We start from the raw sequence: 26,697 nt of genomic DNA, 5'->3' as shown, positions 1-26,697 counted from the left end.
AGCTGACTCGGAGCTGGGCTGACCCCGAGCGCGATCGCCGCTCGACCCGATCTCCAGCCACCACCGCCACCCTGGGCGTGCCCGGTTCCGCCGTCGCGGAACCCCCGATCACACCAGGGAGACGCGGATGGCAGCCGACCCCCACGTCCTCGACGCCGGCCACGCCCGCGCCGTCGCCGAGCGGCATGCCGGCCACGCCGACGAGCACCGCGCCGTCGGCCCGGAGACGGTGGAAGCCGTGGTGGCGGCCGGGTTCGCCCGCCACCTCGTGCCCGCCCGCTGGGGCGGTGGGGAAGGCGGCTTCGCCGAACTGACCCGCGCCGTCGCCGAAGTGGGCCGGGGCGACACCTCCGCGGCGTGGCTCGCCTCGTTGTTCGCCTACTCGGCGCGGCTCGGCGCGTACCTGCCCGAGGACGGGCAGGCCGAACTGTGGGACAAGGGGCCGGACGTCCTCGTCGCCGCGGCGCTCGTGCCGGGTGGCCGGGCCAGGTCGACGCCGGAGGGCTGGCGCGTCAGCGGGACTTGGCCCTACACCAGCGGGATCGACACGGCGGACTGGACCCTGGCCTGCACCCGCCCCGAAGACGGGGGCCCGGTGTTCGTCGCGGTGCCGCGCGCGGACTTCACGACCGCGGACAGCTGGCACACCGTCGGCATGCGCGGCACCGCGAGCCACACACTGATCCTCGACGACGTGCTCGTGCCGCCGCAGCGGGTGTTTCGCAGCGCCGACGCCGCCGCGGGCCACAGCGCAGGCAACCCGGGCCCGGTCTTCGAGGTCCCGCTGCGGGCGATCAGCGGGCTCACGTTCACCGCTCCCCTGCTGGGCGCGGCGCGCGGCGCCTTCGACGACTTCCGCGGCACCCTGCGACCCGGTTCCCCGGCCCCGGCCGGCGTGGCCCGCGCCGACGGCGAGACCGACGCCGCGGACCTGCTGCTGCACCGCGTGGCGGTCACCGCCGACCGGGGCGGCGCCGGTCCGGCGGAGGTGGCACGCGGCCTGCGCGACAGCGCCCTCGCCGCGTCCTTGCTCGTGAGTGCCGTGGACCGGCTGGTGACCGCCGCCGGTACCGCGGGGCAGTCCCGGGACCGTCCGCTGCAACGGTTCTGGCGGGACGTGCACACCGCCTCCAGCCACGTCGCGCTGCGGTTCGACAAGGCGTCGGCGGCGTGGCTGCGGCTTCTCGAAGAGTCGACCGACAAAAGGAGTGTTGATGAGCACGACTGACTCCCCGGCCGTCGCCGTTCTCGGCGGCGGGACCATCGGCGCGGGCTGGGCCGCCCTGCTGGCCGACGCCGGCTACCGGGTCCGGGTCGCGGTGCGCCGGGCGGAGACCGCGCAGGCGGTCACCGCGGCGATCCGCCTGCACGCGCCCGCGCTGGCCGCCGACGCCGACGCGCTGCTCGCCCGGCTCACCGTGACGACGGACGTCGCCGAGGCGGTCACCGGGGCGGAGGTGGTGCTGGAGAGCATCAGCGAACGGCTGGCGGACAAGCAGGAGCTGTTCGCGGCGGTGGAACAGGCCGCGCCTGCCGAGGCGCTCCTGCTGTCGTCCACCTCGACGCTGCTGCCGGACGCGATCGGCGCGCGGCTCGCGCAGCCCGGCCGGGTCCTCGTCGCGCACCCGTTCAACCCACCGCACGTCATCCCGCTGGTCGAGGTGCTGGGCGGCCCGGACACCGAGCCGAAACTCGTCGAGCGGACCACCGAGTTCCTCACCGCGCTCGGCCGCACGCCGGTGGTGCTGCGGCGGCCGATCGCCGGGTTCATCGCGAACCGGCTGCAGACCGCCCTGCTGCGGGAGGCCATCCACCTGGTCCAGCAGGGCGTGGCCACCGCGGCCGACATCGACGACGCGATCACCGGTTCGCTCGGGCCGCGCTGGGCCGTGGTCGGCCCGTTCCAGGCGCTGCACCTCGGCGGCGGGCCGGGCGGCATCCGGCAGTGGTTCGGCCACATCGGCGCCGGGCTCGCCGCGGGCTGGTCGCAGCTGGGCACGCCGGATCTGGACGACGAGGGCATCGCCGAGCTGATCGCCCAGACCGAGACCGCCTACGGCACGGACGGCTACGAGCAGCGGGTCGCCGCACGGGACCGCCGCCAGCTGGCGGTCCTGGCCGCGCTGCGCGACGAGGAGGAGGAAGCCCGATGAGCGAGTTCACGACCACCACGATGATCAACCCGATCACGGTCACCGGGGACCCGGTGCGGTTCCGGGAGATCATCGACCTGATCGCGGCCTACATGAGCGAGCAGGACGGGTTCGTGCGGCTGCGGTTCTTCCAGTCGCACCGGCACCCCGAGAAGTACTGCATGCTCGCCGAGTGGCGGGACCTGGACGCGCACCAGGCCGCCGCCGACCGGCGCTCCCCCGAGGTGCTCGGCTGGTTCGCCGAGCTGAAGGAGCTGACCGAGGTGGCGCCGGACTTCTTCGCCACCCTGGCCGCCCGCGAGTCGGTGCCGCTCACGCATGGCACGCAGGCGCCGCCCCGTTGAAGGTGACCATCTCACCGAAGGCTTCGAGGATGTCCAGGGGCGCCCCTTGCGGGAGCCCCTGGGCCTCGGCCAGGCCGCGGCGGATGTTGGGCACCAGGCGCTCGCTGTCCAGCCACCCGGCGAACGGGCCCGCCCCGGCGGCGGCCGCGATCTCCAGGGGCGTGCGCCCGGCGGCGCCGGCGACCAGGTCACGGATCCGGTGGAAGTAGGCCAGGTTCGCGTCGATGACCTCCGGTCCGGCGACCGGGCCGTGCCCCGGCACGACGACCGCGGGATCCAGGCGCCGCAACGCCTCCAGCGCCTCGACCGATCCGCTGATCGAGCCCATCAGCGTGAACGGGGTGACCTCGCTCATCACCACGTCCCCGGTGAACAACACGCGGCGCTGCGGGATCCACACCACGGTGTCGGCGACCGTGTGTGCCGGGCCGACGGTGATCAGCTCCAGCCGCAGATCGCCGATCCGCACGGTCAGCGACTCCTCGAACGTGACGACCGGGGGCCGCACGCCGACCGCGCCCCATTCCACGTCGCGCCACAGTTGTTGCAGGTTCAGGCCGTTCTCGATGATCCCGGCGCGGGTCGGCTCGTTCGCCACGATCAACGTCTCCGGCGCGAAGAACACGTTGCCGAAGGTGTGGTCGCTGTGGTGGTGGGTGTTGACGAGCACCGACGGCCGGCCGGCGCCCACGCCCGAAGCCGCGGCCCTGAGTCCCAGCGCGCGCCGTTCGGTCGCCGCGGTGTCGATGACGGCGGACTCCCCGCCGGAGACAACGACCCCGGCGTTGTTGACGCACCAGCCGCCGTCGGGCTGGACGTAGGCGTAGACGCCCTCGGCGACCTGTTCGATCTGCCCGAGACGTTCCGAAGTGGCGGTCACGGCACTCTCCGATCCGGTGGATCCCTTCCACACCAGGGCAGGTTCGCAGCGGGTGGTCGAATCGCAGTGGAAGGAGGCTGCAGCCGCCGGGTGGTCTCATCGACCACGCCTCCAGCGAGCCTCCAGGCGGCGCGGCCAGGCTCGGCCGGAGATTCACCGAGCCAGGAGGGCCCATGCCGCACATCGATGTCACCGACCGCGCCCGCGTTTACGCGGAGGTGCAGCATTTCTTCGCCCGGCAGATCCGCTTGCTCGACGCCGCCGACGTCGAAGGGTTCGCGGCGACGTTCACCGAGGACGGCCGGATGCACCACGCGTCGCGCGACGACGACGTGCGCGGCCGCGCCGCGATCGTGGAGTCGTTGCGGGCGAACTTCGCCCAGCACCAGGGTGTCGTGCCCCGGCACTGGTTCGACAAGCTGCTGATCGAGCCCTCGGGCGAGGACACCGTGACGGTGTCCTACTACGCGCTGGTGACCCTCACGCACGCGGACGGTTCGGTGACGTTGCTGCCCACGTGCCTGGTCGACGACGTCCTGGTGGTGCGCGACGGGCAGCTGCTCACACAGTCGCGCTCGATCACGCGGGACGACCTGCTGCTGGTGCCCTCGGCCCGGCGCGCGTCCTGACACCGCCATGACGGGCAAGGCTTCCGGGCCGGTGGACGTCTTCTGCGCCGGCACGGTGTTCTTCGACGTCATCCTGACCGGGCTGCGCGGGTTTCCCGCGCTGGGCACGGAGGTGCGCGCGCCGGGGATGGGGTCGAGCCCGGGCGGGATCGCGAACCTCGCGGTGGCCCTGTCCCGGCTCGGCCTGTCGACCTCGCTAGCCGCGATGTTCGGCACCGACGCCTACGGCGACTACTGCTGGGAGGTGCTGTCCGCGCATGAGGGGGTGGACCTGGAACGGTCCCTGCGGTTCCCCGGCTGGCACTCCCCGGTGACGGTGTCGCTGGTGGTGGACGGGGAACGGACGATGGTGACCCACGCCCACGACGGGCCGGTGCCGTTGGACACCGCGATCGGGCGGCCGCCGCGGGCGCGCGCCTACTTCGTCCACTTGGGCACCGAGGAGCAGAACTGGCTGCGGTTCGCGCGCGAATCGGGCGGGCTGGTGTTCGCCGACATCGGGTGGGAGCTGTCGGCGGCGTGCCGCGAGCAGGCGCTGGACCAGCTGCGACACTGCGACGTGTTCCTGCCGAACCGGGACGAGGCGCTGGCGCTGACCGGGCAGCGAACGGTCGAGGCGGCGCTGCGCGAACTGCTCCGGCACGTGCCGCTGGTGGCGATCACGTGCGGCGCGGACGGTGTGGTGGCCGCGGACCGGGCGAGCGGCGAGGTGGTGTCGGTCCCGGCGCTACCGGTGGAGGCGATCGACACGACGGGCGCGGGCGACGTGTTCGCGGCGGCGTTCGTGCTGGGCACGTTGTCCGGATGGACACCGGCCGAACGGGTCAGGTTCGCGACGCTGTGCGCTTCGCTGTCGGTGCGCCAGTTCGGGGGCTCGCTGGCGGCGCCGGGCTGGCACGACATCGCCACCTGGTGGCAGGAGGCGGACGAGGAGCTGCGGCAGGATTACGCATTCGTCGCGGGGCTGCTGCCGAGCCACCGCCTGGTCCCGGTACGCCGGGCGAGCGCCACGCTGGCGGCGGTCAGCGAGCGGGGGTGACGAGCGCCCTCAGCGCAGCGCCCGCAACTCCACATGCACCGCCCGGTACCCGGCCACCAGTCGCCGCGCCACCGACCGGTCGCCCACGAGCGGGTGCGCCGCGAAGGCGTCCTCGGCCAGCGCCCGCGAACCGGTCAGTGCCGCGGTGATCGTCGTCCGCTCGGCGGTCTTCACGGCGCGGGCCAGGGCGAGCTGCGCCTCCGGCAGCGGGTCCCCGGCGATCGGGTGCACGCCGTTGGTGTCCACCAGGCACGGGACCTCGACGATCGCGTCCGCGGGCAGACCGGGCACGGCACCGCGGTTGCGCAAGTTCAGCACCGGGGTCGCCGCGCCGTCGCCGGCCAGGGACCGCATCACCGCGACGGCCATCGCCTCGTAGCCGCCGCCCGCGGGTTCCCCGCTCGCCGGCGCAGGCGCGGGCGAATAGGTCGCTTCCCGTACGGCCAGCGTGTCGGCCCAGAGCCGTGCCGCCGCGGACGGCTCCGCCAGAGCGGCACGGTAGAACGCTTCCTGGCGTTCGTGGAGGAACGCGCCCCGCGTGGGACCTCTCCGCGCCTTCTCGATCGCGCCAGCTGTGGCGTAGTAGTACTGCAGGTACTCGTTCGGGATCATGCCCAGCTCACGCAGCAGCGGCACGCCGAAGAGCCTGCCCTCCTCGATCGCGCCGAGCCGGTCCCCGGCAAGCAGCCCGGGCAGCCGGTCGGCGCCGGCGACGCGGACCGCGCGCAGCCAGCCCAGGTGGTTCAGTCCGGCGTAGTCGAACCACGCCAGCTCCTCCGGGACGCCGAGCAGCCACGCGACACGCCGGAACAGGCCGGCCGGGGAATCGCAGATCCCGATCACCCGGTCCCCCAGCACCGCTGCCATCGCCTCCGTGATCAGGCCCACCGGATTGGTGAAGTTGACGACCCACGCCGCGGGCGCCAGCTCCGCGATGCGGCGGGCCAGCGCCGTCAGCACCGGAACGCCGCGCAGCCCGTAGGCGAGCCCGCCCGCGCCCGCGGTCTCCTGTCCCAGCACGCCGCAGTCGAGGGCGATGCGTTCGTCGAGCACACGCCCTCGCGTGCCGCCCACGCGCACCGCGCAGAACACGAAGTCGGCACCCGCCAGCGCCGCGTCGAGATCCGTGTGCGGCACGACGTTCTGGTTCCCCAGCACCGCGCCGATGGCCGCGAGCCGCCGGGGATCGGTGTCGTACAGGGCAATTTCCCGGACCGCGCCCCACTCGGTGAGGGCGCGGTGGATGAGCGGTGTGCGGAACCCGCCACCACCGATGATCGTCAGCCTCACGGCACCTCGATGACGGCCAAGAGATCGCCCTCCTGGACGACGTCACCGACGCCCACCGCCAGGTGGCTCAGCCGGCCGGCGGTCCCGGTCAGCACCGGGATCTCCATCTTCATCGACTCCAGCAGCAGGACCGCATCGCCCGCCGCGAGGTCGGCCCCTTCGCCCCGGGCAACCTCGATCACCTTGGCGACGATCTCCGCGTGAATTCGCTCGGCCACTCCACCAGGGAAGCAGGCGGCGCTGGAATCCCGCTGGAGTCCGGTCTCAGCGCTCGCGATCGTGTTGAGCATCCGCGCCGGGCGGCCGGATCAGTCGAAGCGCGGGGTCGGCGAAGCGGCCCGGAAATGGCCGCGCAGCGTGTCGGTTTCGTACTCGTGCCGGTAGAGCCCCCGCCGGCGCAGGAGGGGCACCAGTTCGTCGGCGATCACCTCCAGCCCGTCGACCAGCACATCGGGCTGGAGGTTGAACCCGTCGATCGCTCCGGAGTGGAACCAGTCCTCGATGTGGTCGGCCAGCTGCTCCGGCGTGCCGACGAAACCCGCGTGCCCGGAGCCGGTGTAGCGCGTCTGCCGCAGGTACTGCGAGAGCCACTGCACCGAGTACGACGCGGGCCCGGCGTCGTGGAGTTCGTCGTTGCGCCGGCGGGCCTCCTCCTCGGTGAGCTCGGCCGCGAACACCCCCTCGGCGACGGCACATCGGGCAGGCCGAAGTTAGCGCGGTCGCCGCGGCCGGTGACGACGAGGTCGTAGCCGCGGCGAGCGAGCACACGGGTGATCTCCAGGCCAATACCGTTGGACGCACCGGTGACGAGCGGGGTGGTGGAACGTTTGTGGCCACCGCCGCGTTCGAGCACCTCCTGGCGGGACCACCAGCGGTTGAACTCCTTGCTCTTGACAGTCAGCGCCCCGCCAGCTCGGTGGCGCGGGGGTCGTCGGGATCGCGACCGGCTTCCCTTCGAGGGGATGGTGACTACGAGTCCATCTTCCCGGAGGAGCTGTCCGACGCCGCGCGCACCTCCGTCCGGGACGCCGTCGACGAGTACCGGATGGCGAGGACCACCGAGGCTCGCTGAACCCGCGATGCCGACAACCTCGCGATGCCTCCAAGCGGTCGAGTCCCGCGAGATCGGTGTCCAGCGCGTCCAGGGCTGCGGTTCGTAGCCGACGCCCCCCGCCCGCCCAGGGCCATTTGACCGCTCCGCCCCCGCCGGGCCCGTTCGTAGCGCACGGCCCGGGCGCGAGGCGACAGCCCCGACACCCGTACCGGTGCCGCACCGCGAACCTCCTCGCGTCCGGCTTTCCCCGGTTCAACGGCAGATGACCGCGAAGGACCAAGTCGCCAACCCCCGGCCGGCGAGGGTCGGGCCGGATGACGGAGCAGCGCGCTGACTTGCGGCAGCGTAGACCCGGGATTATCCGCATGGCTTCGCGCTATCAGGATGGGTCTGATCGAATCCGCTGCGCGGGTTCCGAGTTCCGGTGCTCGCTGGGCCGGATGCCGCGCAGCCGCTTGAATGCCACGCTCAGCGCGTAGGCGTTGGCGTAGCCCACCTTTCTCGCGATCGTGCCTACCGTGTGGTCGGTCTCCCGCAGCAGGTCCGCGGCCAGGGTGATCCGCCAGTTCGTGAGGTAGGCCATCGGTGGTTCGCCGACCAGCGTGGTGAACCGCCGGGCGAGCGCCGCACGCGACACTCCGACCTCGGCTGCCAGCTGCGCCACCGTCCAAGGGTGGGCGGGTGCGTCGTGCAGCAGCCGTAGCGCGGTGCCGACCACCGCGTCGTCCAGCGCGCGGCACCAGGCCGGGACATTGGCGTCCGGACTGTCAAACCAGTTGCGCAGCGCGGAAACCAGCATAAGGTCCAGCAGCCGGTCCAGCACCAACTGCTGTCCCGGTCGGTCTCTGGCGATTTCCGCGGCCACGGTCTCCACCGTGAAGGGGCTGTCCTTCGCCGGCGCCACCAGCACGGCCGGCAGGGCCTGCAGCAGTCGTTCGCTGAGCTCTCCCCGGCGCTGGAAGGCTCCGCTGAGCAGCACCGCGGCCCCGTCGACCGGCGTTCCGCAGGTCCGCGCAGCCCCGGCGGCGCGTTCGACCCCCTCAACCGATGAGCAATAGTCGGCGCTGGTCACCAGCAGCGAGGGTGTGGTCGCGGGGACATCGGCCACCACGTAGGGCACGTCGCCGCGGACGACGGCGACGTCGCCAGTCTCGATGAGCACCGGTTCGTGCTGGTCAGGAACAATCCACGCATGACCACGCAGCATCGTGGCCAGCGTCAGCGGGGCCCCGCTGGCCATCCGCAGAGCCCAGGGCGGTCGCATGATCGCCTGCCGGAAGACGGCGCCACGAGCCCGTACATCCGACAGCAGCTCCGACACGACGTCCATGCCCTCAGCATAGACGGCCAGACATCAAGTGGAGCTTCTTGGCCATTGAGCATCTCAATGCCGGCTGATTGGCTGAGGTCATGCCAGAACACCCGATTCTCGTCACCGGCGCTACCGGCAAGTCCGGTCGCCGCGTCGTCAGCCGACTGCGGGCCAAGGGGCTGCCGGTTCGCGCCGCGGCCCGCAACGGCGAGCACGTCTTCGACTGGACCGACAGCGGCACCTGGGATGCCGCTCTGGAGGGCGTCCGGTCCATCTACATCGTGCAGCTGGACGGCACGAGGTTCGTTCGCCCGTTCGTCGAGCGGGCAGTGCAACACGGGGTTGAGCAGATCGTGCTGGCCTCGGGGCGCGGGATTGACAACCCGGACTACGTGAAGGACAGGGGCGGTGTCCTGGAGGGCGTCCTTGACAGCGAGGCCGTTGTGCGGGAAAGCGGTCTGAAGTGGACAATCAGCAGGCCGGGCTGGTTCTCGCAGAACTTCAGTGAGGGCTTCTTCGCCCGTGACATCCGCGCCGGTGAGCTGCGGCTGCCTGGTGGCGATGGGGCGGTCAGCTTCATCGATGCCGAGGACATCGCCGCGGTGGTGGTCGCTGCGCTGACCGAGGACGGGCACTCGGGGCAGATCTACGAGTTGTCCGGCCCCACGGCAGTGACGCTGGCCGAGGCGGTCGCCACGATCTCCGAGGCCGCCGGCCGCGAAATCCGGTACGTGCCGCTCTCCGTCGAGAACTACGTCGCGGAACTCGTGCAGCAAGGACTGCCGCAGGCGGACGCCGAAGCCTTCGCGAACGTCATCGCGCCGATCAGGTCGGGTGCGGACGAGTACGTCTCCGACGGCGTGCAGCGCGCTCTTGGGCGCCCGCCACGGACCTTCGCCGAATTCGCCAAGTCCACTGCTGCCGCAGGCGGTTGGTCGGCCTGACCGCCTTACCGGAACCGACACGGTGACCTGCCGGGTGCGCTCCGAAGTGACCCGTGGCCGGCGCGTCGGACGCGCTCGGATTGCCCTCACCGTACCCGCCGCGGGTGACCTCGCATCGAACGGCGGGTACCCCTCGCACTTCCGCGTAACCCTCCCGGTGCCCCACGGATCCAGCCGTGGCGCGGTCGTGCCGCTCGGTCAGCGTGTGAGCGCGGGCTGCTTCGGCGGCACGTAGCACCCCTCCCGCTCGGCACGCACGGCTGCCAGGGTCCTCGTCGGCGTGTCCAGCTTGTGCAGGATGTGCTCCACGTGCGCGGCCACGGTGCGTGCGGCGATGGCGAGCTGCCTCGCGATCTGCTGATTCGACCGCCCGTTCACCAGCAGGCCGAGCACCTGCAGCTCGCGCGGTGTGAGGCCACGGCAATCGGCATCGGGGGTGAGCAGGAGTGTGCCCAGGACGAAATCAGGGACCTCCGTGGCGGTCAGCATCGTCATGCGAACGTGGCCGGCCGCCGCGGGGCCGTCTTCCGCGGGCCACATGAACGACCGGTACACCTGACCGGCCAGGAGCGTCCCACGGGCGATCTCCACGACGGGCGAGTCCCGGACCAGGAGCGAGTGGTCCTCGAGTCCTGGCAGCGGGTGGGTGGAGCCGTCGCGGAACAGGACGGCACCCGATGTGGCGCCCCGCACCAGTCGCGCGGTACCGAGTAGCGAGCGCATGGGCGACACGCAGCGGGCGACCAGTGGCGCGAGCTGCCCGACGCGGTCGCGAAGATCATCGGACGGCGCGTCCCGGCCGGAGAAGAGCAGGGTGAGCAGCCCCAGATACGGGCCGCCGGGCTCGAAGAGCGGGACACCGAGGCCGGCGCGGAAGCCCGCAGGGATGAGGCAGTCCGCACAGGTAGGCAGCTCATCGGCCGGGACAGCGAGCTCCGCCAGGCTGACCGGTGGCCGGTTCCGGTCGAGGTCGGCCAACCGGATCTCGCGCGACACCGACGGACGGTCGAGGTAGTCGAGGACGGATCGCTGAAGCCCTGTGCTCCCGACCGTCGCGTAAGCGTTCGTCCCCGGGGCGGTCAGCGCCAGCCAGCTCGCTTCGGCAGGTAACCGCAGCTGCAGGGTGTCCAACAGGGTTTGAGCTCGCTCGAACAAGGGGACGTCGGTGGCGGCGATCTCGATCATGTCGGCAACGATCGGATCGTCCGGCATGACAGCTCCCTTCAACGGCGCGCGAGCATGGGCGTACGGAGCACCGGCGATCGGACGCTCTTGATCCGCTGGGGCCGTCGCGACTGGATTTGCCTTGCGGTACCCACTACGACGACGCCCAACCCGCCCGGAGTGGGTAGAAGCCAGGCCGGTATGGGCATGTCTGCCGATACCGCCCCGCGCGTCCGCTCCGTGTAATGGAAACTGCCGCCCGACCGCGGGCGGCTGGAACCATCCGGCACGAGGGAGCAGGCAGATGAAGGCAGTGGTGTACGAAGGGCCGCGGCAGGTGAGCGTCAAGGACGTGCCGGACGCGAGGATCGAACGGCCCACCGACGTCCTGGTTCGCATCACCTCGACGAACATCTGCGGCTCCGACCTTCACATGTACGAGGGCAGGACCGACTTCGAGCCCGGTCGCTGGTTCGGGCACGAGAACCTGGGGCAGGTGGTCGAAGTCGGCGACGGGGTCGACAAGGTGCAGGTGGGTGAGTACGTCGTACTGCCGTTCAACATCTCCTGTGGACACTGCAAGAACTGCGAGCGTCAGCTCACGAACTACTGCCTGACCGCGCAGCCGGAGCCGAAGATGGCCGGCGCCGCGTACGGCTTCGCGGACATGGGGCCGTGGGCCGGCGGACAGGCCGAGCTGCTGCGCGTGCCGTGGGGGGACTTCAACTGCCTGCGGCTCGGCGAGGACGCGGAGGAGCGCCAGAGCGACTACGTGATGCTCGCCGACATATTCCCGACCGGCTACCACGCCACGGAAATGGCCGGCGTGCAACCCGGCGACCAGACAGTCATCTACGGCGCCGGCCCGGTCGGGTTGATGGCCGCCCTGTCGGCGACCCTGCGCGGAGCGAGCAAGGTGATGATCGTCGACCGGCACCCGGACCGGCTCCGGTTGGCCGAATCCATCGGCGCGATCGCCATCGACGACTCGAAGGTCGACCCGGTGCAGGCCGTCCTCGACGAGACCATGGGGCTGGGGGCGGACAACGGCTGCGAATGCGTCGGCTACCAGGCGCACGAACCGGACGGTCAGGAGCAGGCGAACCTGACCATGAACCGGCTGGTCGGCTCGGTCCGCTTCACCGGGAGGATCGGCAACGTCGGTGTCTTCGTGCCGCAGGATCCCGGCGCCAGCGACGACCTGGCCAAGCAGGGCAAGCTCGCCTTCGACTACGGCCTGTTCTGGTTCAAGGGCCAGCACATCGGCAGCGGCCAGGCTCCGGTCAAGAAGTACAACCGGCAACTGCGCGACCTGATCGCGGGGGGCAAGGCCGAGCCATCGTTCATCGTGAGTCACGAGCTTCCCCTGGACCGGGCGCCGGACGCCTACGAGCACTTCGACAACCGCGACGACGGCTGGACCAAGGTCGTCCTGCACCCGGCGATGGCCGCGGCGGGCGCCTGAGATGGCCGGAACGCTGGACGGGCGCCGGGTGGCCATCCTCGCCGCCGACGGGGTGGAGCGGGTCGAACTGGAGCAGCCGCGGCGGGCGCTGGAGGACGCCGGCGCGCGAACCGACGTGGTTTCCCTCACCAACGGGGAGATCCAGGCACGCGACCACGACCTCGACGATGCCGGCACCTTCCCCGTCGACCGCGTGGTGCAGCAGGTCTCCCCCGACGACTACGACACCGTCCGCACCGACCTGCGCAACGCCGGGGCGGAGGTGGTCGACGAGCAGGTCGTCACCGACGGCAACATCACCACCAGCCGGTCACCGGACGACCTCCCGGCGTTCTGCGAGCGCATCCTGCGGGAGTTCGCCAAGACCCCGGAGCCCGCCGGCGGCGGAGGCGGCGCATGACCTCGTCGGCCGTGAAGCTGGTGTTCCATGCTGTTCACGCCGGCGGAACACTCGTCCGTGGTGTCCGGGCGGCCATCGACCCGTCGGCACGCAACCCGGCCGCCGCGGGCCGGCCGGCGTCGGGCTGGCTGGCGGTGACCGTGTTCCGCGAGTGCTCCGAACTCGAGTCGGCGGCGCTGCCCGCACCGCTGGCCGAGTTCGGTGACCGGATCGAGGTACGCGTCCGCCCAGCTCCCGGCGGCAAGGGCACCGAACTCGCCGCGCGGATGCGTGACGGGCAGCCGCCGGGCAAGCCGCTCAACCGGCTGAGCGGGAGCGACCCGCAGGCCGGCCTGCGGTCGGCTCTCCGGCGAGCGAAACAGGTCTTCGAGGTGGGCGAGGTGCTGGCTGTGGATCCGGCACCGCACGGAAAGCGGTCCGCGACGCCCGGCGGAGCGCTGCTCGAGGCATGGACCAGGGTGGCGCCCAAGGGAGGTGTGCGGTGAAGGCGGTGACCTGGCGCGGCGTGAACGAGATCGGCGTCGAGGACGTCGCGGAACCCACGATCCTCAACGGCCACGACATCATCGTCGAGGTGGGGCTGAGTGCGACCTGCGGCTCGGACCTGCACCTGGTCGGCGGCTACATCCCCGCCATGCGTGCGGGTGACGTGCTCGGCCACGAATTCATGGGCACGGTCGCCGAGGTCGGCTCCGGCGTGACCAAGCACCAGGTGGGTGACCGCGTGGTGGTGGTTTCGTTCACCAGCTGCGGGCAGTGCTGGTACTGCCGGCAGGGGCTCTGGTCGCTGTGTGACAACGGCAATCCGAACCCGGGGATCACCGAGGCGCTGTGGGGCCAGTCGATCGGCGGCTGCTACGGCTACTCCCACGCGATGGGTGGCTGGGCCGGCAGCCACGCCCGCTACATCCGGGTGCCCTACGCCGATCAAGGGGTCTTCGCCGTCCCCGAGGGCGTCTCCGACGAGCGAGCGCTGTTCGCCTCCGACGCGGCGCCCACCGGCTGGACCGGGGCGCACCAAGCCGGTGTGCGACCGGGTGACGTGGTCGCGGTGTGGGGCGCCGGAGGAGTGGGGCAGATGGCGGCCCGCGCCGCCATGCTCATGGGAGCCGAGCGGGTCGTGGTGATCGATCGCTTCGAGAACCGGCTGGCGCAGGCCCGTAATTTCATCGGGGCGGACACGCTCGACTACGAACAGGTCGAGGTGCCCGCGGAGCTGCGCGAGATCACCGGCGGCCGCGGACCGGACGTCTGCATCGAGGCGGTCGGCATGGAGGCGCACTCGTCGGGCCCGCAACACCTCTACGACCAGGTCAAGCAGCAGATGCGGCTGCAGACCGACCGGCCGGCCGCCGTGCGCGAGGCGATCTACGCCTGCCGGAAGGGCGGGACGGTGTTCACGCTCGGCGTGTTCGCCGGCCTGGTCGACAAGTTCCCCCTCGGCGCGGTGATGAACAAGGCGCTGACCTTGCGTGGCGCCCAGCAGCACGGGCATCGCTACATCGCGGAGATCCTCGATCACATGTCCCGCGACGAGGTGCGGACCGAACACCTCGCGACCCACGTGATGTCGCTCGACGACGGACCGAGGGGATACCGGATGTTCAAGGACAAGGAGGACGGGTGCGTCCGCGCCGTGTTCCGCCCTGGCACGTGAGGCGGTGACCGCCGCGAGCCGGCCCGTTCGGCCAGGTCCGCGCCGTCCAGCACGGGGTGTTCAGCGGAGCTGGACGGCGCGGCCGCGCCCTCACTCGGTGGGGAGCAGCGGTGACTCGCTCCGGGTCGCCGCTCCCGGCCGGTCGGCCAGGTTCGATCCCCTGGTCTCACGCAGGGCGAACGTGCACACCAGCGAGAGCACCGCGGTGCCGACCATGTACCAGGCGATGGCCGTGGTGCCGCCGGTGCGGTCCAGCAGCCAGGTGGCGATGACCGGCGCCAGCGCGCTGCTGGCCAGCGTGCCCAGGGTGTAGCCGAACGAGATGCCGGAGTAGCGGATCCTGGTTTCGAAGGCCTCGGCGAAGAACGCGGCGAGCGGGCCGAACGCGGCGGAGAAACCGGTGCAGATCAACAGGTAACCGAGCACGGCCAGCAGGAACGAGCCGGAGCCGAGCAGCCAGAACCAGGGGAACGCCAGCGCCCCCATCGCCACCGTCCCCGCGGCGAAGACCGGCTTGCGACCGAAACGGTCGGAGAGCGCGCCGAAGAGCGGCAGGGTGACGAAGGTGAGCGCCATAGCCGCCAGCACGATCCACAGCATCGAGTTCCGGCTGAAGCCGATCTGCTGGGCGCCGTAGCTCAGGCCGAACACCGTGGTCAGGTAGAACGTGACGCCGATCGAGAGGTAGGCGCCACCGGTCAGCAGGACCTGTTTCGGGTAGTGCCGCAGGACCACGGCGATCGGCAGCTTGACCACGTTCTCCTTGTCCTTGAGGCGGTCGAAGCTGGGGCTTTCACCGATCTTCAGCCGCACGACGAGCCCGACGAGCACGAACACGCCGCCGATCAGGAACGGCACGCGCCAGCCCCAGGACAGGAAGGTTTCGGGCGACATCGCGCCGAAGGCGAGGAAGACCGCGTTGCCGAGCATGAGGCCGGCCGGCACGCCCATCTGCACCCAGCTCCCGTAGTAGCCGCGGCGGTGGGCAGGCGCGTGCTCGACCGTCATCAGCACCGCGCCACCGTACTCACCGCCGAGCGAGAGGCCCTGGATGAACCGCAGCGTGACGAGGATGACCGGGGCGGCCACCCCGATGGTTCCGTAGCTGGGCAGCACGCCGACGGCGAAGGTCGTGGTTCCCATGATGCTCAGGGTCAGCACGAGCATGGACTTGCGGCCGATCCGGTCGCCGAAGTGCCCGAACAGGACACCGCCGATCGGCCGCGCGACGAAAGCGGCGGAAAACGTCGCGAACGACAGCAACGTGCCGATCACGGCGTCGAACTGAGGAAAGAACTGGGTGTTGAAGACGAGTCCGGCCGCAGTGCCGTAGATGAAGAAATCGTACCATTCCACGGTCGTGCCGACGGCGCTGGCGAATCCTGCTTTTCCGCTGCGCGAGATCAGGGACATCGGTGTTCCTTTTCGTCGGAGAGGTTTTCCGAAAGCTTCTTCGCGGCGGGCACCCCGTGGTACCTCCACCTGGAGGGGTCAGAAAGCGCCGGGAAAAGTCGCGCAGGTCGTCAGCATCTCGGCGGGCGCTGGACCGGGGTGTATCCACAGGCCCGTCTGCCGGAACCAGGCACGGGCGGCGCCGGCGTCCGGTTGCGCACCGGTGGCGAGCACGCGGCGCACCGACGAGTTCCGCAGACCACGCAGATCCGTTCGAGCGAGGTCCACATAGGATGATCCCGGCGCGGAGACGGTGGTCACCGGGAATCGTTCCAGCAGGCCGCGGAGCCGGGCGGGGTCACAACCGGTTTCCCCGACCAGGATCGCCGCGCCCGCCGACCACGGCTCGATCAGGCCGAGCAGGACGCCGGTGGCGGTGTGCCGCGGGGTGAGGCTCAGGTGCAGGTCGTCGCGGTGCCGGTCCAGCCACGCCAGGCCGAGTTCGTCCGCCAGTCGCCGCAGGTCGGCGTGGCTGTACCGCTCGCCTTCGGCCAGCAGGACCGGGCTGTCCGGTGGCGCCGGTGCGGGTTCGTTCTCGGCCAGGAACATCATGGCCTGGTAGTTCATCGCCTCGGCGTGTGGCAGGCCGCCGACACTGACCACGTGCCGCACCACGCCCGTTCGCCGCAGGGCCAGCGCGGGTTCGAGGTGTGCCTCGTCGACCACGACGACGGCCGCTCCGGCGGCTCGCAACCGGTCTGCGTCCGGCACGCCGCCCGGCATCGGCGCGAACGGGACCCCGGCCCGCATCGTTCCGGCGGCGACCTCCCACCATTCGGGCACCGGCCGCAGCAGCACCGCGACCGACTCCCCCGTCGCCAGCCCGAGGCCGTTCAGGAGGCCGGCGAACCGCGCGGCACGGTCGGCGAAATGCGAATACGGGAGCAGGCGATCCCGGCCGCACCGGTCCACCCAGATCATCGCCGGCCTGCCGGCGTGTTTTCCCCAGTAGTCCAGGAACGCACTCATGACGAAACACCTCACCGATTTCAGGGCAGCGCGAGAATCGCGGGAATCGCCCGGGAAAGGAGAATTGACTAGAGCAGCCGGAGTTCGTGGGCCTTGGCGATGGCCTCGACCCGGTTCCGCGCGTTCAGTTTCTGCATCGCGGTCTGCAGGTACGTCTTCACGGTGTTGCGGGCGAGCGCGAGCCGGTCGGCGATCTCCGGATTGCTGTGTCCCATCGCGGCGAGCCGCAGCACCTCGTACTCGCGCCTGGTGAGACCGACGCGGAACAACAGTTCCGGGGTCGCGGAAGCATGACGGCCGGTCAGCCGGGGATCGACGACCCGGACCCCGCGGGCCACCCGGCGCACCGCGGTGGCGAAGTCACCGCCGGTGACGTCCTTGACCAGGCAGCCGTCCGCACCCGCCTCGATCAGCACGTCGATCGCCCCGTGATCGGCGAACGCGGTGAACAGCAGGATCTTCACGCGCGGTGCGACGCGCCGCAGCTGGGCGACGAGTTCGGGTGCCGGCATGTCCGGGAGGCGCAGGTCCAGCAGGATGACGTCGGTGGCCACCTCCTGCGCGACCTTGATCGCCTCGTGCCCCGTGCTTGCGCCGCCCACCACGGTGATCGCGGGGTCTTCGGCGGCGAGCAGCTCGACACCGCCGCGGATCACCGGGTGGTCGTCCACCACGAGCACCCGGACGCCGGCGTCAGACATCGTCGGCGCCTTCGGCCACGCAGGGCACCCAGGCCCGCACGGTCGTGCCGCCGTCCTCGTTGCCGATGATCGACATGCCGCCGCCCACCCGTTCCATCCGGCGCACGGACAGCGGCAGGCCGAGGTGGCCCACCTTGTCCAGGTCGCCGCCGGCCCAGCCGTTCCCGTCGTCGGCGACCGCGACGGTGAGCCGCCCGCCCGCCACCACGAGGCTCACGACCACGGTGGACGCCTGGGCGTGCTTCTCGACGTTGACCAGCGCTTCGCGCACGACGCTGCTCAGCGCCTCCGTCCGGCCCGGCCCCAGCTCGGGGACGTCCGCGAGCGCCACGAACGAGGCCGGCAGACCGGTCCGCTCCTCGAAGGCCTCGCAGTCCTCCTGGATGGCCACCGCGAGCCGGCGCTCCGGGGGTTGTTCGTTGAGGTCGGCCAGGGAGTTGCGCAGCAGTGCGCTCACCGAGGCCACCTGCCGCTGCACCTCGTCGAGCCGGTCCCGGATCCGGTCGAGGTCGTCCATCGCCCGCAGGCTGCGGAGCTCGGCGCCGATGCGGAAGAGCACCGGGCTGACCGAGTCGTGCAGGTCGGCCGCCATCCGCCGCCGCTCGGCGTCCAGTGCCATCCCGGTCTGCAGCTTCGCCCGCTCCGAGCTGACCAACGTCACCGAGGCGACGGCCGCCGCCTCCTCCAGTCGCGCGATGACCTGGTCGCCGAAGGAGGCCTGGGCGCGGATGCCGACGTACACGGCGCCGAGCACTTCCCCGTCGTAGATCATGGGGACGGCCAGCATCGCACCGAGCCCCTCCCGCGCGACCAGCTCGTCGAAGTCGTGCGTGATCGCGTCCGACGTGCAGTAGTCGCGGACCCACACCGGCCGCCGCTGGGCGATGCTCTTGCCGCCCAGCCCGACGCCCTCGGGCACGACGAGCCGGTGCAACGCCGTGCTCGTCGTGCCCTGCCAGCTCCGGTGCACCAGCCTGCGCCCCGGCTCGAGCCGGCCGACCAGGGACATGTCGAACTCGCCCAGCTCCCGGATCCGCCGGGCCACCGTCTTCATCGCGAGCGAACTGTCCGACAGGACGAGCAGCTCCGAATGCCGCGAGGCGAGCTGCTCCAGCAGCCCTTCCGCGGGGGTTTCCGGCGCAGGCGTCATCACGTTCTCTCCTCGTCGAGGTGCGGCCATGGTAACCCGGGGTGATCTACAGGTCCGCCGGATCGAGCACGCCCCGCAGCCCCAGCAGGCTCTCCAGCAGGAAGTAGTCACCCCACACCAGCTCCGCGTCGGTGGCCACCCCGCGCCGCGGGTCGAAACAGCCTCCGGTGAGCATGCCCGGCCTGCGGTGGTCTCCCGCTCCGGCCGGCGTGACGAACGTGGTCAGGGTGTCCACCATCGCGGCGGCGTGCTCCCGGTACCGCGGACGGCCCGGGACCAGCGCGGCCAGCTTGAGCAGTGCGGCCGCGGCGATGGCGGTCGCCGAGGTGTCCCGCGGCTCGTCCGGTCCGGCGCTGAAGTCCCACGGCGCGACGCGGTCGGCGGGCAGCTGCTCGATCCACCAGTCGGCGACCGTCGTCGCCGGCCCGGCGAACTCGGGTCCCACCCAGTGGGTGGCCTGGGCGAAGCCGAGCATCGCCCAGGCCTGGGCGCGGGCCCACGTGCTGTCGTCGGAGCGTCCCTTGTGGGTGTAGCGCCGCAGCAGGGTCCCGTCCCACTCGTCGAAGGCGGCGGACTGGCACACCGAACCGTCCTCGCGCAGGCAGTATTCGACGTGGCGCTGAGCGTGCGCACGGGCCATGCCGGCCAGTTCCGGCCGGTCCGTCTCCCGCGCGGCCCAGGCGAGCAGCGCCACGGTGCCGGGCACCGCGTCGATGTTGGCGGCACCGGCGCCGACCGCGTCGGACTCCTCGGCCTGGCTGCCCAGCGGGATCAGCCCCGCGTCGTGGTTGAAGCTCGCCGCGAGCCCCCGTGCACCGGCGAGTGCCGCGTCCCGTGCGGTGGCACTCTTCCCGGTCAGGTGTGCGACTCCGGCGCCGTAGAAGAACAGGAAACCGCGGAACGCCGTGTCCGAGCTCGCCCGGACCGTGAGCCGCTCCGCCACGTCGTCGGCGAGCCGCGCGTAGCGCGGGGAGCCGGAGTCGGCGGCTGTCAGCGCGAGGAGGCCGCCCCAGAAACCGCCGGTCCAGAACCCGTCCGCGCTGCGGGTCCAGACGCCGGTGTCCGTGTCGGCGTAGTTGGGGAAACCCGTCGCCATCTCGGCGGCGGTCTCGTCGATCCGCAGCCGCATCCGCCGTGACGCTTCGTCCCACCGCCCGCTCACGACCGGTCTCCGTTCACCAGCACCGGCTTGAGGGTCCTGCCGGCGCGCATGTCCGCCAGCGCCTCGTTGGCCCGCTCCAGCGGATAGGCGGTGACCAGCCGGTCCAGGTCGAAGCGCGCGGCGAGGCTGGGTAGGGACAGCACGTAGTCCAGGTGGTTCCGCGGCGAGAAAGCCCAGCTGCCGAGCACCCTCAGCTGTTTGCGGGTGATGTGGTGCGGGTTGATCGGGGTCGGCCCGTGGTCGGTGTACTGGCCGACCACCAGGTACTTGCCGCCGCGGCGGGTCATGTCCATGCCCTCGGCGACCGCGGCCGGCACCCCGGTCGCCTCGATCACGAGGTCCGCGCCGCGCCCGTCCGGGGTTTCGGCCAGGACCTTCGCCAGCCGGGCCTCCTGGTCGGTCTCGGTGAAGATGTCGACGTGCACGTCGCCGACCCCGATCTCCCGTGCGACGTCGAGCCGGTTGGCCGGGCCGCCGACGATGATCACCTTGCTCGCACCGGCGACGGCGGCGAACATGGCCGCCGCCATGCCGACCGGCCCACTGCCCTGGACCACCACCACGTCGCCTGCCCGGGGCTTGGCGATGTCCAGCACCGCGTGCACGACGGTCGGGCCGGCGCAGCCGAGCGCGATCACCTGCTGCGGGCCGATGCCCTCGGGCAGTTTGACGATGGTGGAGCCCGGCTGGAGGTAGATCTGCTCGGACCAGCCGCCGGACAGGTGCGGGGGCTGGGCGCAACTCTGGTTGATGCCGTAGACCTTGCGGGTCTCGCACAGCGACGGCTCACCCTCGGTCGCGCAGTGGAAGCAGGTCCCGCACGGGATGTTCGACGCCCACGACACCAGGTCGCCCTCCCGCAGCGGGGCACCGGTCGCATCGGTAGACACGCCTTCACCGAGTTCCCGGACGCGGCCGACCGCCTCGTGTCCGAGCACGACCGGCAGGGGGATCGCCATCCGGCCCTGCTGGAGGTGCATGTCGGTGCCACAGACACCGGCGTGGGTGACATCGGCGACCACCGCACCGGGTCCGGGGCGGCCCCCCGGGAACCGGGTGATCTCCAGGTCGGCGCCGAACTCCTTCAGCACCACGGCATTGCGTTCGTTCATCGGGATCCTCCTCGCAGCGTGGGGTCGACCGTCCTCATCGGATGCCCCCGCTCGCGCGCAGTCGGGCGAGGTCGTCGTCGGTGAAGCCGGACTCCCGCAACACGGGTTCGGTGTGCTCGCCCACCTCGGCGACGCCCCGCCTGGTCGTGGCCGGGGTCCGGGACAGCTTGACCGGGTTGCCGAGGATGCGGGTCGTCCGCCCCCCGCCGACCTCGACCTGGGTGATCGTGCCGTTCTCCAGCACCTGCGGGTGCGCCAGTGCCTCCTCGAGGGTCAGCAGCGGCGCGGAGAGCAGATCGACGGCGTCGAACCGCGCGATCGCCTCGTCCGTGGAGAGGGCGCGGACGGTGTCCCGCAGGACCTCGTTCGCCTTGTCCTTGTTGCGGGCCTGCAGCTCCGCCGTGGCGAACTCCGGGCGGCGGCTGAGGTCCTCCACCCCGAGCGCCTTGCACACCAGGTGCAGTGCGTTGTCCCGGAACAAGCCGAGCACGGTGACCATGCCGTCGGTGGTTTCGAAGATCCCGCTGTACCAGTCGGTGACCCAGTTCGTCTCACGCTGGTACATCAGCAGTGACGCGCTTTCCAGCGTCTGCAGCGCCAGCGCCGTGTCGAGCAGGTTGACGCTCACCCGCTGCCCCCGCCCGGAGCGTTCCCGCTCCAGCAGGGCCGCGAGAATTCCCTGTGCCAGCGCCATTCCCGACGCGTAGTCGACCACGGGAACCGGCAGGATGTGCGCCCTCAGGTTCGGGTCGCCCACGGTGCGGGCCATGCCGCTCAGCGACTGGGCGAGCATGTCCTGTCCCGCCTTGTGCGCGTACGGTCCGGTCTCCCCGAAGCCGGAGGCCGAAGCGTAGACCAGCTTCGGGTAGCGCCCGGCCAGGTCCTCGTAGGTCAGGCCGAGCCGCCGCACCGCCGCCGGCCGGTAGCTGTGCACCAGCACGTCGGCCTCCGCCAGCAACCGGTGCAGTGCCGCCATGCCTTCGCGGGTCTTGAGGTTGAGCGAGACGCTGCGCTTGTTCCGGTTGACGGCGACGTAGTAGGAGCACGGTTCGCCCGTCTCCCCCGCCACGCGGTCCAGCGACCGCATCATGTCGCCACGGATCCCGCGCTCGACCTTGATCACGTCGGCGCCGAAGTCACCGAGCACCTGCGCGGCGAGGGGGCCCTGCATGATCTCGCCGAGGTCGAGAACGCGAATCCCCTCGAGTGCGCGGGTCATGACCGCACCTGCCGGGCGTAGACGTCCTTCGCGATGACCAGCCGCTGGATCTGGTTCGTGCCCTCGTAGATCTGGGTGATCTTCACGTCACGCATCATGCGTTCCACCGGGTAGTCGCGGGTGAATCCGTATCCGCCGTGCAGTTGCAGGGCGTCCGTGGCCACCGACATCGCGTTGTCGCTGCACAGCAGCTTCGCCATGGAGACCCGGGATCGCGCCCGCGGGTCGCCCGCGGAGATCAGCGCGACCGCGTCGTAGAGCAGCGCGCGGGCGGACTCGATCTTCACCGCCATGTCGGCGACCATTCCCCGGAGCAGCTGGAACCGGGACAGCGACTGCCCGAACTGCCGGCGGTCGCAGGTGTAGGCGACGGCGGCGTCGAAGGCGCCCTGCGCGATCCCGAGCGCCTGCGCGGCGATCAGGGCGCGGCTGGTGTTGAGCTCGCCGTTGATGTAGCGGTAGCCCTGCGCGGGGTCGGCGACGACACGGCCGCCGGGGATCCGGCAGTTCTCCAGGAGGACGTCGGTGGTCGGGCTGCCTCGCATGCCCATCTTCTTCTCGTGCGGGCCGAAGGAGATCCCGGCGTCGTCGTTGCGGACCATGAAGACGCCGAAGTCCTTCTCGCCGGTCCGGGCGAGCACGGCGTACCACTCGGCCCACGGCGCGTTGCTGATGAACCGCTTCTGTCCGTTGAGGACCCAGTCGGAACCGTCCCGGGTCGCCGTGGTCGTGATGCCGGACAGATCGGAGCCCACAGTCGGTTCGGTCATGCACCAGGCGGCACCCGCGTCACCCGTGGCGACCCGCGGCACGACTTCGGCGCGCAGCTCGTCCGAACCATGACTGACCACAGTGGACGTGCCGGCCCAGTTGACCAGCAGCACCAGCGCGGAGCTGGCACAGGCCGCCGCCACCTCTTCGACGGCGATCACCTGGGACAGCAGGTCGGCGCCGGAACCGCCGAGCTCCTCGTCGTAGGGCAGGCCCGGCAGGTCCGCCGCCCGCAGTGCGGCCCAGGCCTCCTCGGGGAAACGCTCCTTGTCGTCCACGTCCGCGGCGTGGGGCGCGATCTTGTCCGCCGCCAGCCGGCGCACGCTGGACCGGAAGTCCTCGTACTCGGTGTTCACGTTCTCTTGCTCCTCAATGCTTTTCTCGGGTACCCGTTCACATCGGCGGCCAGCGCAGGCCCATGACGGCGCTGCCGTCGCGGGGTCCCGCCGCCTTGCCCGCTTCCTCCGCGGAGAGTCCGAACCGGGCGAGCACCCGCTCGGTCGCGTCGGCGGTGTCGGTCCGGCCGGGCGCCGCGGCGGTCCGGGAGTACACCGGCACCGCCGGCACCGATTCGGTGTCGAATCCCTGGTAACGCCCGGCGATCTGCTCGAACTCACCCAGCTCGTGTGGTTCGAGGACCGGGGTGACGCACGCGTCGATCCCGGCGAAGAACTTCGTCCACTCCGCCATCGTCCGCTGCCGGAAGGCGTCGCCGAGCCGCGCCTCGATCGCGGCGAAGTTGGCCGGGTCGAAGTGGTCGGGCACGGCACCCAGGTCCAGTGCCTGCCAGAGGTTCGCGAAGAACGCCTTTTCCAGCGCGCCGACCGCCACGTAGCGACCGTCGGCGCACTCGTAGCAGCGGTAGGCCGGCATCGTCCCGGTGAGCACACCCTCACCGCGCCGCGGCAGTGCTCCCCCGCCCCAGTCGGTGAAGTTCATGCCCATCATGGACAGCACCCCGTCGACCATGGCCGCGTCGAGGTACTGCCCGCGGCCGGAACGCTCCCGTTCGTAGAGCGCGCCCACGATGCCGAACGCCGCGAGCAGCCCGCCCCCGGCGAAGTCGGCGACCAGGTTCAGCGGGGGCACCGGCGGACCGCCGGGCGGGCCGAAGGTGCCCAGCGCGCCGGCGATCGCGAGGTAGTTGATGTCGTGGCCGGCGCGCTGCGCGAGCGGGCCGGTCTGGCCGTAACCGGTGACGCTGCAGTAGACCAGGCGGGGGTTGAGCGCGCCGAGCTCCGCGTACCCGGCGCCGAGCCGCTCGGCCACCCCGGGCCGGAAGCCCTCCATGAACACATCGGACTCGGCGACCAGCCGGTGCAGGGCGGCGCGGCCCTCGCCGGTCTTCAGGTCGAGTGTGATGAATTCCTTGCCCCGGGACAGCGCCGGCACCGGCAGACCGGAGCGGCCGCCGCCGATCGCGATCACTTCGGCGCCGAGATCGGCCAGCAGCATGCTGCCGTACGGGCCCGGAGCGAGCCTGGTCATGTCGAGCACCCGGATTCCGGCGAGCGGCCCTGCCGCCCGGCCGGTCACCGGATGCCTCCGGCAGACCGGGAAAGTACTGCGGTTCGAAGCAAAACGGTCCTCCTCAGCGAGGTCGCGGGTCACCGCGATCGATCGATGCTCGCTCGGGCCGCCACAGCGCCGGTACCTCCACCTGGAGGTACCGGTTTCCGCGGGCCGGCGGTGATCGTGAGGAGCCACGGATTCCCGTGCGGCCGGAACTTCCGGCCATTCCACCGAACAGAAGGAGCGACGATGCCTGCCCCCGCGATCGCGGACACCACCTGCCAGGAGTACGAGGAGGTGCTGACGGCGGCCCGGTCGGCCGCGCCGGTGCTCGCGGCGATGCCCTTGACCGAGCGCTCCGGCCTGTTGCGCGCCGTTGCCGGCGCTCTGCGCGCGCAGGCGGACGAGCTGGTGCCGCTGGCCGACGCGGACAGCTCGCTCGGCGTGTCGCGGCTCACCGGTGAGGTGGAACGGACCGCGGGGCAGCTCGAGATGTTCGCCGATGCGGTGGAGGAAGGCTCGTGGATGGAGGCGATCATCGACCGCGCGGGCCCGGATCTGCGGCGGATGCTGATCCCGCTCGGTCCGGTCGCGGTGTTCGGCGCGAGCAACTTCCCGTTCGCCTTCGGGCTGGCCGGGGGCGACACGGCGTCGGCGCTCGCGGCGGGGTGCCCGGTGATCGCGAAGGCCCATCCGGCTCAGCCCCGGCTGTCGGGTGCCTACACGCGGGTAGTCGTCGACGCGTTGCGCGCGGCCGGTGCGCCCGACGGTACGTTCGCCGTGGTCCACGGGATGGAGACCGGGCGCAAACTGGTGACCGACGCCCGGATCACCGCCGTCGCCTTCACCGGTTCCACGGCGGGCGGACGGGCTCTGGCGGACCTGGCCGCGGCCCGGCCCTCCCCCATTCCCTTTTACGGGGAGCTGGGCAGCCTCAACCCGGTGTTCGTGACCCGCGAAGCGGCTCGGGCGCGCGGCAGGGACATCGTCGACGGCTTCCTGGCGTCGATGTCGCTGGGCGCCGGGCAGTTCTGCACCAAACCGGGCGTGGTGTTCGTGCCGGCGGGGTGCGGGCTGGAGGACCTGATCGCCGCCGGCGCGCCCACGGCTCCGATGCGGTTGCTGCACGAGGGCATCGGCGCCGCGTTCCGGGCCGGGGCCGCGCGACTGGCCGCCCATCCGGCGGTCCGGCCGCTGAGCGTCCCCGAGCAGGACACCGCGGACGAATCGGTCGTCCGGCCCGTTCTCGTCAGTACCACGGCCGCGGAATTCGCCCGATGTGCCGCGTCGTTGCTCGCCGAGTGCTTCGGACCGTTCGCGCTGGTCGTGACCTACACCGACGACGCCGAGCTGTCCGCCGCGGCGGACCTGGTGGACGGGAACCTCACGGCCACCGTGCACGGTGAACAAAGTGGCGACCGGGTCGCACCAGCCCTGCTGCACGCTCTGACCGGCACAGCGGGGCGGGTCATCTGGAACGGCTGGCCGACCGGCGTGGCGGTCGGCTGGGCGCAGCACCACGGCGGCCCGTACCCGGCGACGACTTCGGTGCACACCTCGGTGGGAGTCACCGCGATGCGCCGGTTCCTGCGCCCGGTCGCCTACCAGTCGGCGCCGGACGCGCTGCTGCCGGCCGCATTGCGGGACGCGAATGAACTTCGCATCCCGCGGCGAGTGGACGGTGCGCTCACGGCCGCACCGGTGACCGCGACGCGGTAGCGCTCCCGTCCGGGCCGACGGCGACCGGGCAGGTCACAGTCCGAGCTGCTGCATGGGCGAATCCAGCGGCCGGGTGTGGTCGGCGATCCCGCGGGGAGAGAGGAGGACCACGGTAACGGTGTTCGCCTCGCCGCGGATCACCGAAGCCAGCAGGTCACCCTCGCTCAGCCCGAGCCGGGACGCGATGGCGCCGGTCGAGGCGACGGCTTCGAGGCAGCCGTGACTTCCGCAGCGGCACAACGCCTCCGGCAGCTCGGGCACGCGGATGTGCCCGATGTCCGCGGCGGCGCCGTCCACGTTGTGCGGGAGCCTGCCGTTCTCGCCGACGGACCCGCCGCCAACGCCGGGGCCGATGTGGACGTGTCCAGTGTGGTCGGCGCGAGCCGGTGACCTCCCCTGGCGGGGCGACCGCCTAGGGTTCCTTCACAAGCGGCGAAAGGCGCTTGTTGCGGGCCGTCCGCCGGCTCCGCCAGCCGGGAGGGCCTGTGGTTCGCCCCGGTGTCGATGTGGGCAGGACGGTTCCCCGTCCCCCATCTGGGTACCCGGCGGGCGGCGCCGGCACCCGCCGGTTCCGGCCGCGACCGAAGGAGGAGGACGTT

Annotated in this window: 27 protein-coding genes; 11 read left to right on the top strand and 16 right to left on the bottom strand. The window is 71.5% G+C overall.

The annotated features are described in order from the left end of the window. Positions 1 to 127 precede the first annotated feature (127 nt). Genes ACCP09_RS14565 through ACCP09_RS14555 form a run of 3 tightly spaced genes read left to right on the top strand, consistent with a single transcriptional unit; the run spans position 128 to position 2,497 of the window. Entirely contained in the window at positions 128 to 1,228 is a 1,101-nt protein-coding gene (locus ACCP09_RS14565) for an acyl-CoA dehydrogenase family protein (RefSeq protein WP_433746855.1), read from the top strand. Then, positions 1,215 to 2,153, top strand: coding sequence for a 3-hydroxyacyl-CoA dehydrogenase NAD-binding domain-containing protein (locus ACCP09_RS14560; RefSeq protein ID WP_400987007.1), 939 nt, complete (start codon positions 1,215 to 1,217; stop codon positions 2,151 to 2,153). The genes ACCP09_RS14565 and ACCP09_RS14560 overlap by 14 nt, the downstream gene beginning before the upstream one ends. Further along, entirely contained in the window at positions 2,150 to 2,497 is a 348-nt protein-coding gene (locus tag ACCP09_RS14555; RefSeq protein ID WP_051362526.1) for an antibiotic biosynthesis monooxygenase family protein, read from the top strand. The genes ACCP09_RS14560 and ACCP09_RS14555 overlap by 4 nt, the downstream gene beginning before the upstream one ends. On the opposite strand, the gene ACCP09_RS14550 is transcribed toward ACCP09_RS14555, so the two are convergent. Further along, entirely contained in the window at positions 2,466 to 3,377 is a 912-nt protein-coding gene (locus ACCP09_RS14550; RefSeq protein ID WP_027929265.1) for an MBL fold metallo-hydrolase, read from the bottom strand. The genes ACCP09_RS14555 and ACCP09_RS14550 overlap by 32 nt on opposite strands. A 173-nt stretch (positions 3,378 to 3,550) precedes the next feature. Here ACCP09_RS14550 and ACCP09_RS14545 point away from each other — a divergent pair, with 173 nt between their 5' ends. Both ACCP09_RS14545 and ACCP09_RS14540 read left to right on the top strand, forming a co-directional pair. Beyond that, complete coding sequence (locus ACCP09_RS14545) at positions 3,551 to 4,006, top strand: nuclear transport factor 2 family protein (protein WP_027929264.1); 456 nt, start codon at positions 3,551 to 3,553, stop codon at positions 4,004 to 4,006. A 7-nt stretch (positions 4,007 to 4,013) separates the two neighbouring features. Next, positions 4,014 to 5,045, top strand: a complete 1,032-nt coding sequence (locus ACCP09_RS14540; protein WP_433746849.1) for a carbohydrate kinase family protein — start codon at positions 4,014 to 4,016, stop codon at positions 5,043 to 5,045. Positions 5,046 to 5,054: 9 nt separating this feature from the next. Here the strand turns inward: ACCP09_RS14540 and ACCP09_RS14535 are convergent, their stop codons facing one another. The 4 genes from ACCP09_RS14535 to ACCP09_RS14520 all read right to left on the bottom strand — a co-directional run bounded on the left by ACCP09_RS14535 (position 5,055) and on the right by ACCP09_RS14520 (position 8,719). Beyond that, entirely contained in the window at positions 5,055 to 6,335 is a 1,281-nt protein-coding gene (locus ACCP09_RS14535) for a 6-phospho-beta-glucosidase (RefSeq protein WP_433746846.1), read from the bottom strand. Next, a complete protein-coding gene (locus ACCP09_RS14530; protein ID WP_433746843.1) occupies positions 6,332 to 6,625 on the bottom strand; it encodes a biotin/lipoyl-binding carrier protein in 294 nt (97 codons plus the stop codon). Before ACCP09_RS14530 ends, ACCP09_RS14535 begins: the two co-directional genes overlap by 4 nt. Before the next feature lie 18 nt (positions 6,626 to 6,643). Continuing rightward, complete coding sequence (locus ACCP09_RS14525; protein ID WP_433746840.1) at positions 6,644 to 7,012, bottom strand: hypothetical protein; 369 nt, start codon at positions 7,010 to 7,012, stop codon at positions 6,644 to 6,646. Positions 7,013 to 7,768: 756 nt separating this feature from the next. Further along, the gene (locus tag ACCP09_RS14520; protein WP_433746837.1) at positions 7,769 to 8,719 is read right to left on the bottom strand and encodes an AraC family transcriptional regulator; all 951 of its coding nucleotides are present in this window, start codon (positions 8,717 to 8,719) and stop codon (positions 7,769 to 7,771) included. 80 nt (positions 8,720 to 8,799) lie between these two features. Here ACCP09_RS14520 and ACCP09_RS14515 point away from each other — a divergent pair, with 80 nt between their 5' ends. Further along, positions 8,800 to 9,645 carry an SDR family oxidoreductase gene (locus ACCP09_RS14515; RefSeq protein WP_433746834.1) on the top strand — a complete coding sequence of 282 codons (846 nt, stop codon included), beginning with the start codon at positions 8,800 to 8,802 and terminating at the stop codon, positions 9,643 to 9,645. Between the two features lie 198 nt (positions 9,646 to 9,843). Here ACCP09_RS14515 and ACCP09_RS14510 read toward each other — a convergent pair whose 3' ends face one another. Further along, entirely contained in the window at positions 9,844 to 10,857 is a 1,014-nt protein-coding gene (locus tag ACCP09_RS14510; RefSeq protein WP_378364946.1) for a response regulator transcription factor, read from the bottom strand. Between the two features lie 256 nt (positions 10,858 to 11,113). On the opposite strand from ACCP09_RS14510, the gene ACCP09_RS14505 reads away from it, so the two are divergent. The 4 genes from ACCP09_RS14505 to ACCP09_RS14490 are packed head-to-tail and all read left to right on the top strand — an operon-like array spanning position 11,114 to position 14,331. Continuing rightward, positions 11,114 to 12,274, top strand: a complete 1,161-nt coding sequence (locus tag ACCP09_RS14505) for a glutathione-independent formaldehyde dehydrogenase (RefSeq protein WP_433746831.1) — start codon at positions 11,114 to 11,116, stop codon at positions 12,272 to 12,274. Between the two features lies 1 nt (position 12,275). Beyond that, positions 12,276 to 12,674, top strand: coding sequence for a DJ-1/PfpI family protein (locus tag ACCP09_RS14500; RefSeq protein ID WP_433746829.1), 399 nt, complete (start codon positions 12,276 to 12,278; stop codon positions 12,672 to 12,674). Then, positions 12,671 to 13,159: a hypothetical protein gene (locus ACCP09_RS14495; RefSeq protein ID WP_400987020.1), complete on the top strand. Its 489-nt coding sequence runs from the start codon at positions 12,671 to 12,673 to the stop codon at positions 13,157 to 13,159. Before ACCP09_RS14500 ends, ACCP09_RS14495 begins: the two co-directional genes overlap by 4 nt. Continuing rightward, positions 13,156 to 14,331, top strand: coding sequence for a zinc-dependent alcohol dehydrogenase (locus ACCP09_RS14490; RefSeq protein WP_433746825.1), 1,176 nt, complete (start codon positions 13,156 to 13,158; stop codon positions 14,329 to 14,331). The genes ACCP09_RS14495 and ACCP09_RS14490 overlap by 4 nt, the downstream gene beginning before the upstream one ends. A gap of 90 nt (positions 14,332 to 14,421) precedes the next feature. Here the strand turns inward: ACCP09_RS14490 and ACCP09_RS14485 are convergent, their stop codons facing one another. The 9 genes from ACCP09_RS14485 to ACCP09_RS14445 all read right to left on the bottom strand — a co-directional run bounded on the left by ACCP09_RS14485 (position 14,422) and on the right by ACCP09_RS14445 (position 24,403). Beyond that, positions 14,422 to 15,744, bottom strand: a complete 1,323-nt coding sequence (locus ACCP09_RS14485) for an MFS transporter (RefSeq protein ID WP_378364953.1) — start codon at positions 15,742 to 15,744, stop codon at positions 14,422 to 14,424. Between the two features lie 78 nt (positions 15,745 to 15,822). Next, positions 15,823 to 16,752 carry an AMP-binding protein gene (locus ACCP09_RS14480; RefSeq protein WP_433746821.1) on the bottom strand — a complete coding sequence of 310 codons (930 nt, stop codon included), beginning with the start codon at positions 16,750 to 16,752 and terminating at the stop codon, positions 15,823 to 15,825. A gap of 68 nt (positions 16,753 to 16,820) precedes the next feature. Further along, entirely contained in the window at positions 16,821 to 17,453 is a 633-nt protein-coding gene (locus tag ACCP09_RS14475; protein WP_354949879.1) for a response regulator transcription factor, read from the bottom strand. Next, positions 17,446 to 18,603 (bottom strand): GAF domain-containing sensor histidine kinase, encoded by a 1,158-nt coding sequence (locus tag ACCP09_RS14470; protein WP_378365007.1) that lies wholly within the window; start codon positions 18,601 to 18,603, stop codon positions 17,446 to 17,448. The genes ACCP09_RS14475 and ACCP09_RS14470 overlap by 8 nt, the downstream gene beginning before the upstream one ends. 46 nt (positions 18,604 to 18,649) lie before the next feature. After that, a complete protein-coding gene (locus tag ACCP09_RS14465; RefSeq protein WP_378364955.1) occupies positions 18,650 to 19,765 on the bottom strand; it encodes a glucuronyl hydrolase in 1,116 nt (371 codons plus the stop codon). Beyond that, positions 19,762 to 20,877 carry a zinc-binding dehydrogenase gene (locus ACCP09_RS14460; RefSeq protein ID WP_400987028.1) on the bottom strand — a complete coding sequence of 372 codons (1,116 nt, stop codon included), beginning with the start codon at positions 20,875 to 20,877 and terminating at the stop codon, positions 19,762 to 19,764. Before ACCP09_RS14460 ends, ACCP09_RS14465 begins: the two co-directional genes overlap by 4 nt. Before the next feature lie 34 nt (positions 20,878 to 20,911). Next, positions 20,912 to 22,096 carry a CaiB/BaiF CoA transferase family protein gene (locus tag ACCP09_RS14455; RefSeq protein WP_378364957.1) on the bottom strand — a complete coding sequence of 395 codons (1,185 nt, stop codon included), beginning with the start codon at positions 22,094 to 22,096 and terminating at the stop codon, positions 20,912 to 20,914. Next, entirely contained in the window at positions 22,093 to 23,223 is a 1,131-nt protein-coding gene (locus ACCP09_RS14450; RefSeq protein ID WP_433746816.1) for an acyl-CoA dehydrogenase family protein, read from the bottom strand. The genes ACCP09_RS14455 and ACCP09_RS14450 overlap by 4 nt, the downstream gene beginning before the upstream one ends. Before the next feature lie 37 nt (positions 23,224 to 23,260). Then, positions 23,261 to 24,403 (bottom strand): CaiB/BaiF CoA transferase family protein, encoded by a 1,143-nt coding sequence (locus tag ACCP09_RS14445; RefSeq protein WP_433746813.1) that lies wholly within the window; start codon positions 24,401 to 24,403, stop codon positions 23,261 to 23,263. A gap of 225 nt (positions 24,404 to 24,628) precedes the next feature. Here ACCP09_RS14445 and ACCP09_RS14440 point away from each other — a divergent pair, with 225 nt between their 5' ends. Next, positions 24,629 to 26,098 carry an aldehyde dehydrogenase (NADP(+)) gene (locus ACCP09_RS14440; protein ID WP_433746811.1) on the top strand — a complete coding sequence of 490 codons (1,470 nt, stop codon included), beginning with the start codon at positions 24,629 to 24,631 and terminating at the stop codon, positions 26,096 to 26,098. Positions 26,099 to 26,131: 33 nt separating this feature from the next. On the opposite strand, the gene ACCP09_RS14435 is transcribed toward ACCP09_RS14440, so the two are convergent. After that, on the bottom strand, positions 26,132 to 26,452 hold the full coding sequence (locus tag ACCP09_RS14435; protein ID WP_433747062.1) for an ROK family protein: 321 nt from the start codon (positions 26,450 to 26,452) through the stop codon (positions 26,132 to 26,134). Between the last annotated feature and the right edge of the window lie 245 nt (positions 26,453 to 26,697).

The organism is Amycolatopsis sp. 3B14, from assembly GCF_050958625.1.
In the GTDB taxonomy this organism is placed as follows: domain Bacteria; phylum Actinomycetota; class Actinomycetes; order Mycobacteriales; family Pseudonocardiaceae; genus Amycolatopsis_E; species Amycolatopsis_E thermoflava.
Note: the sequence above shows the minus strand (reverse complement) of the source record. Positions and strands in the feature narration are given on the sequence as shown.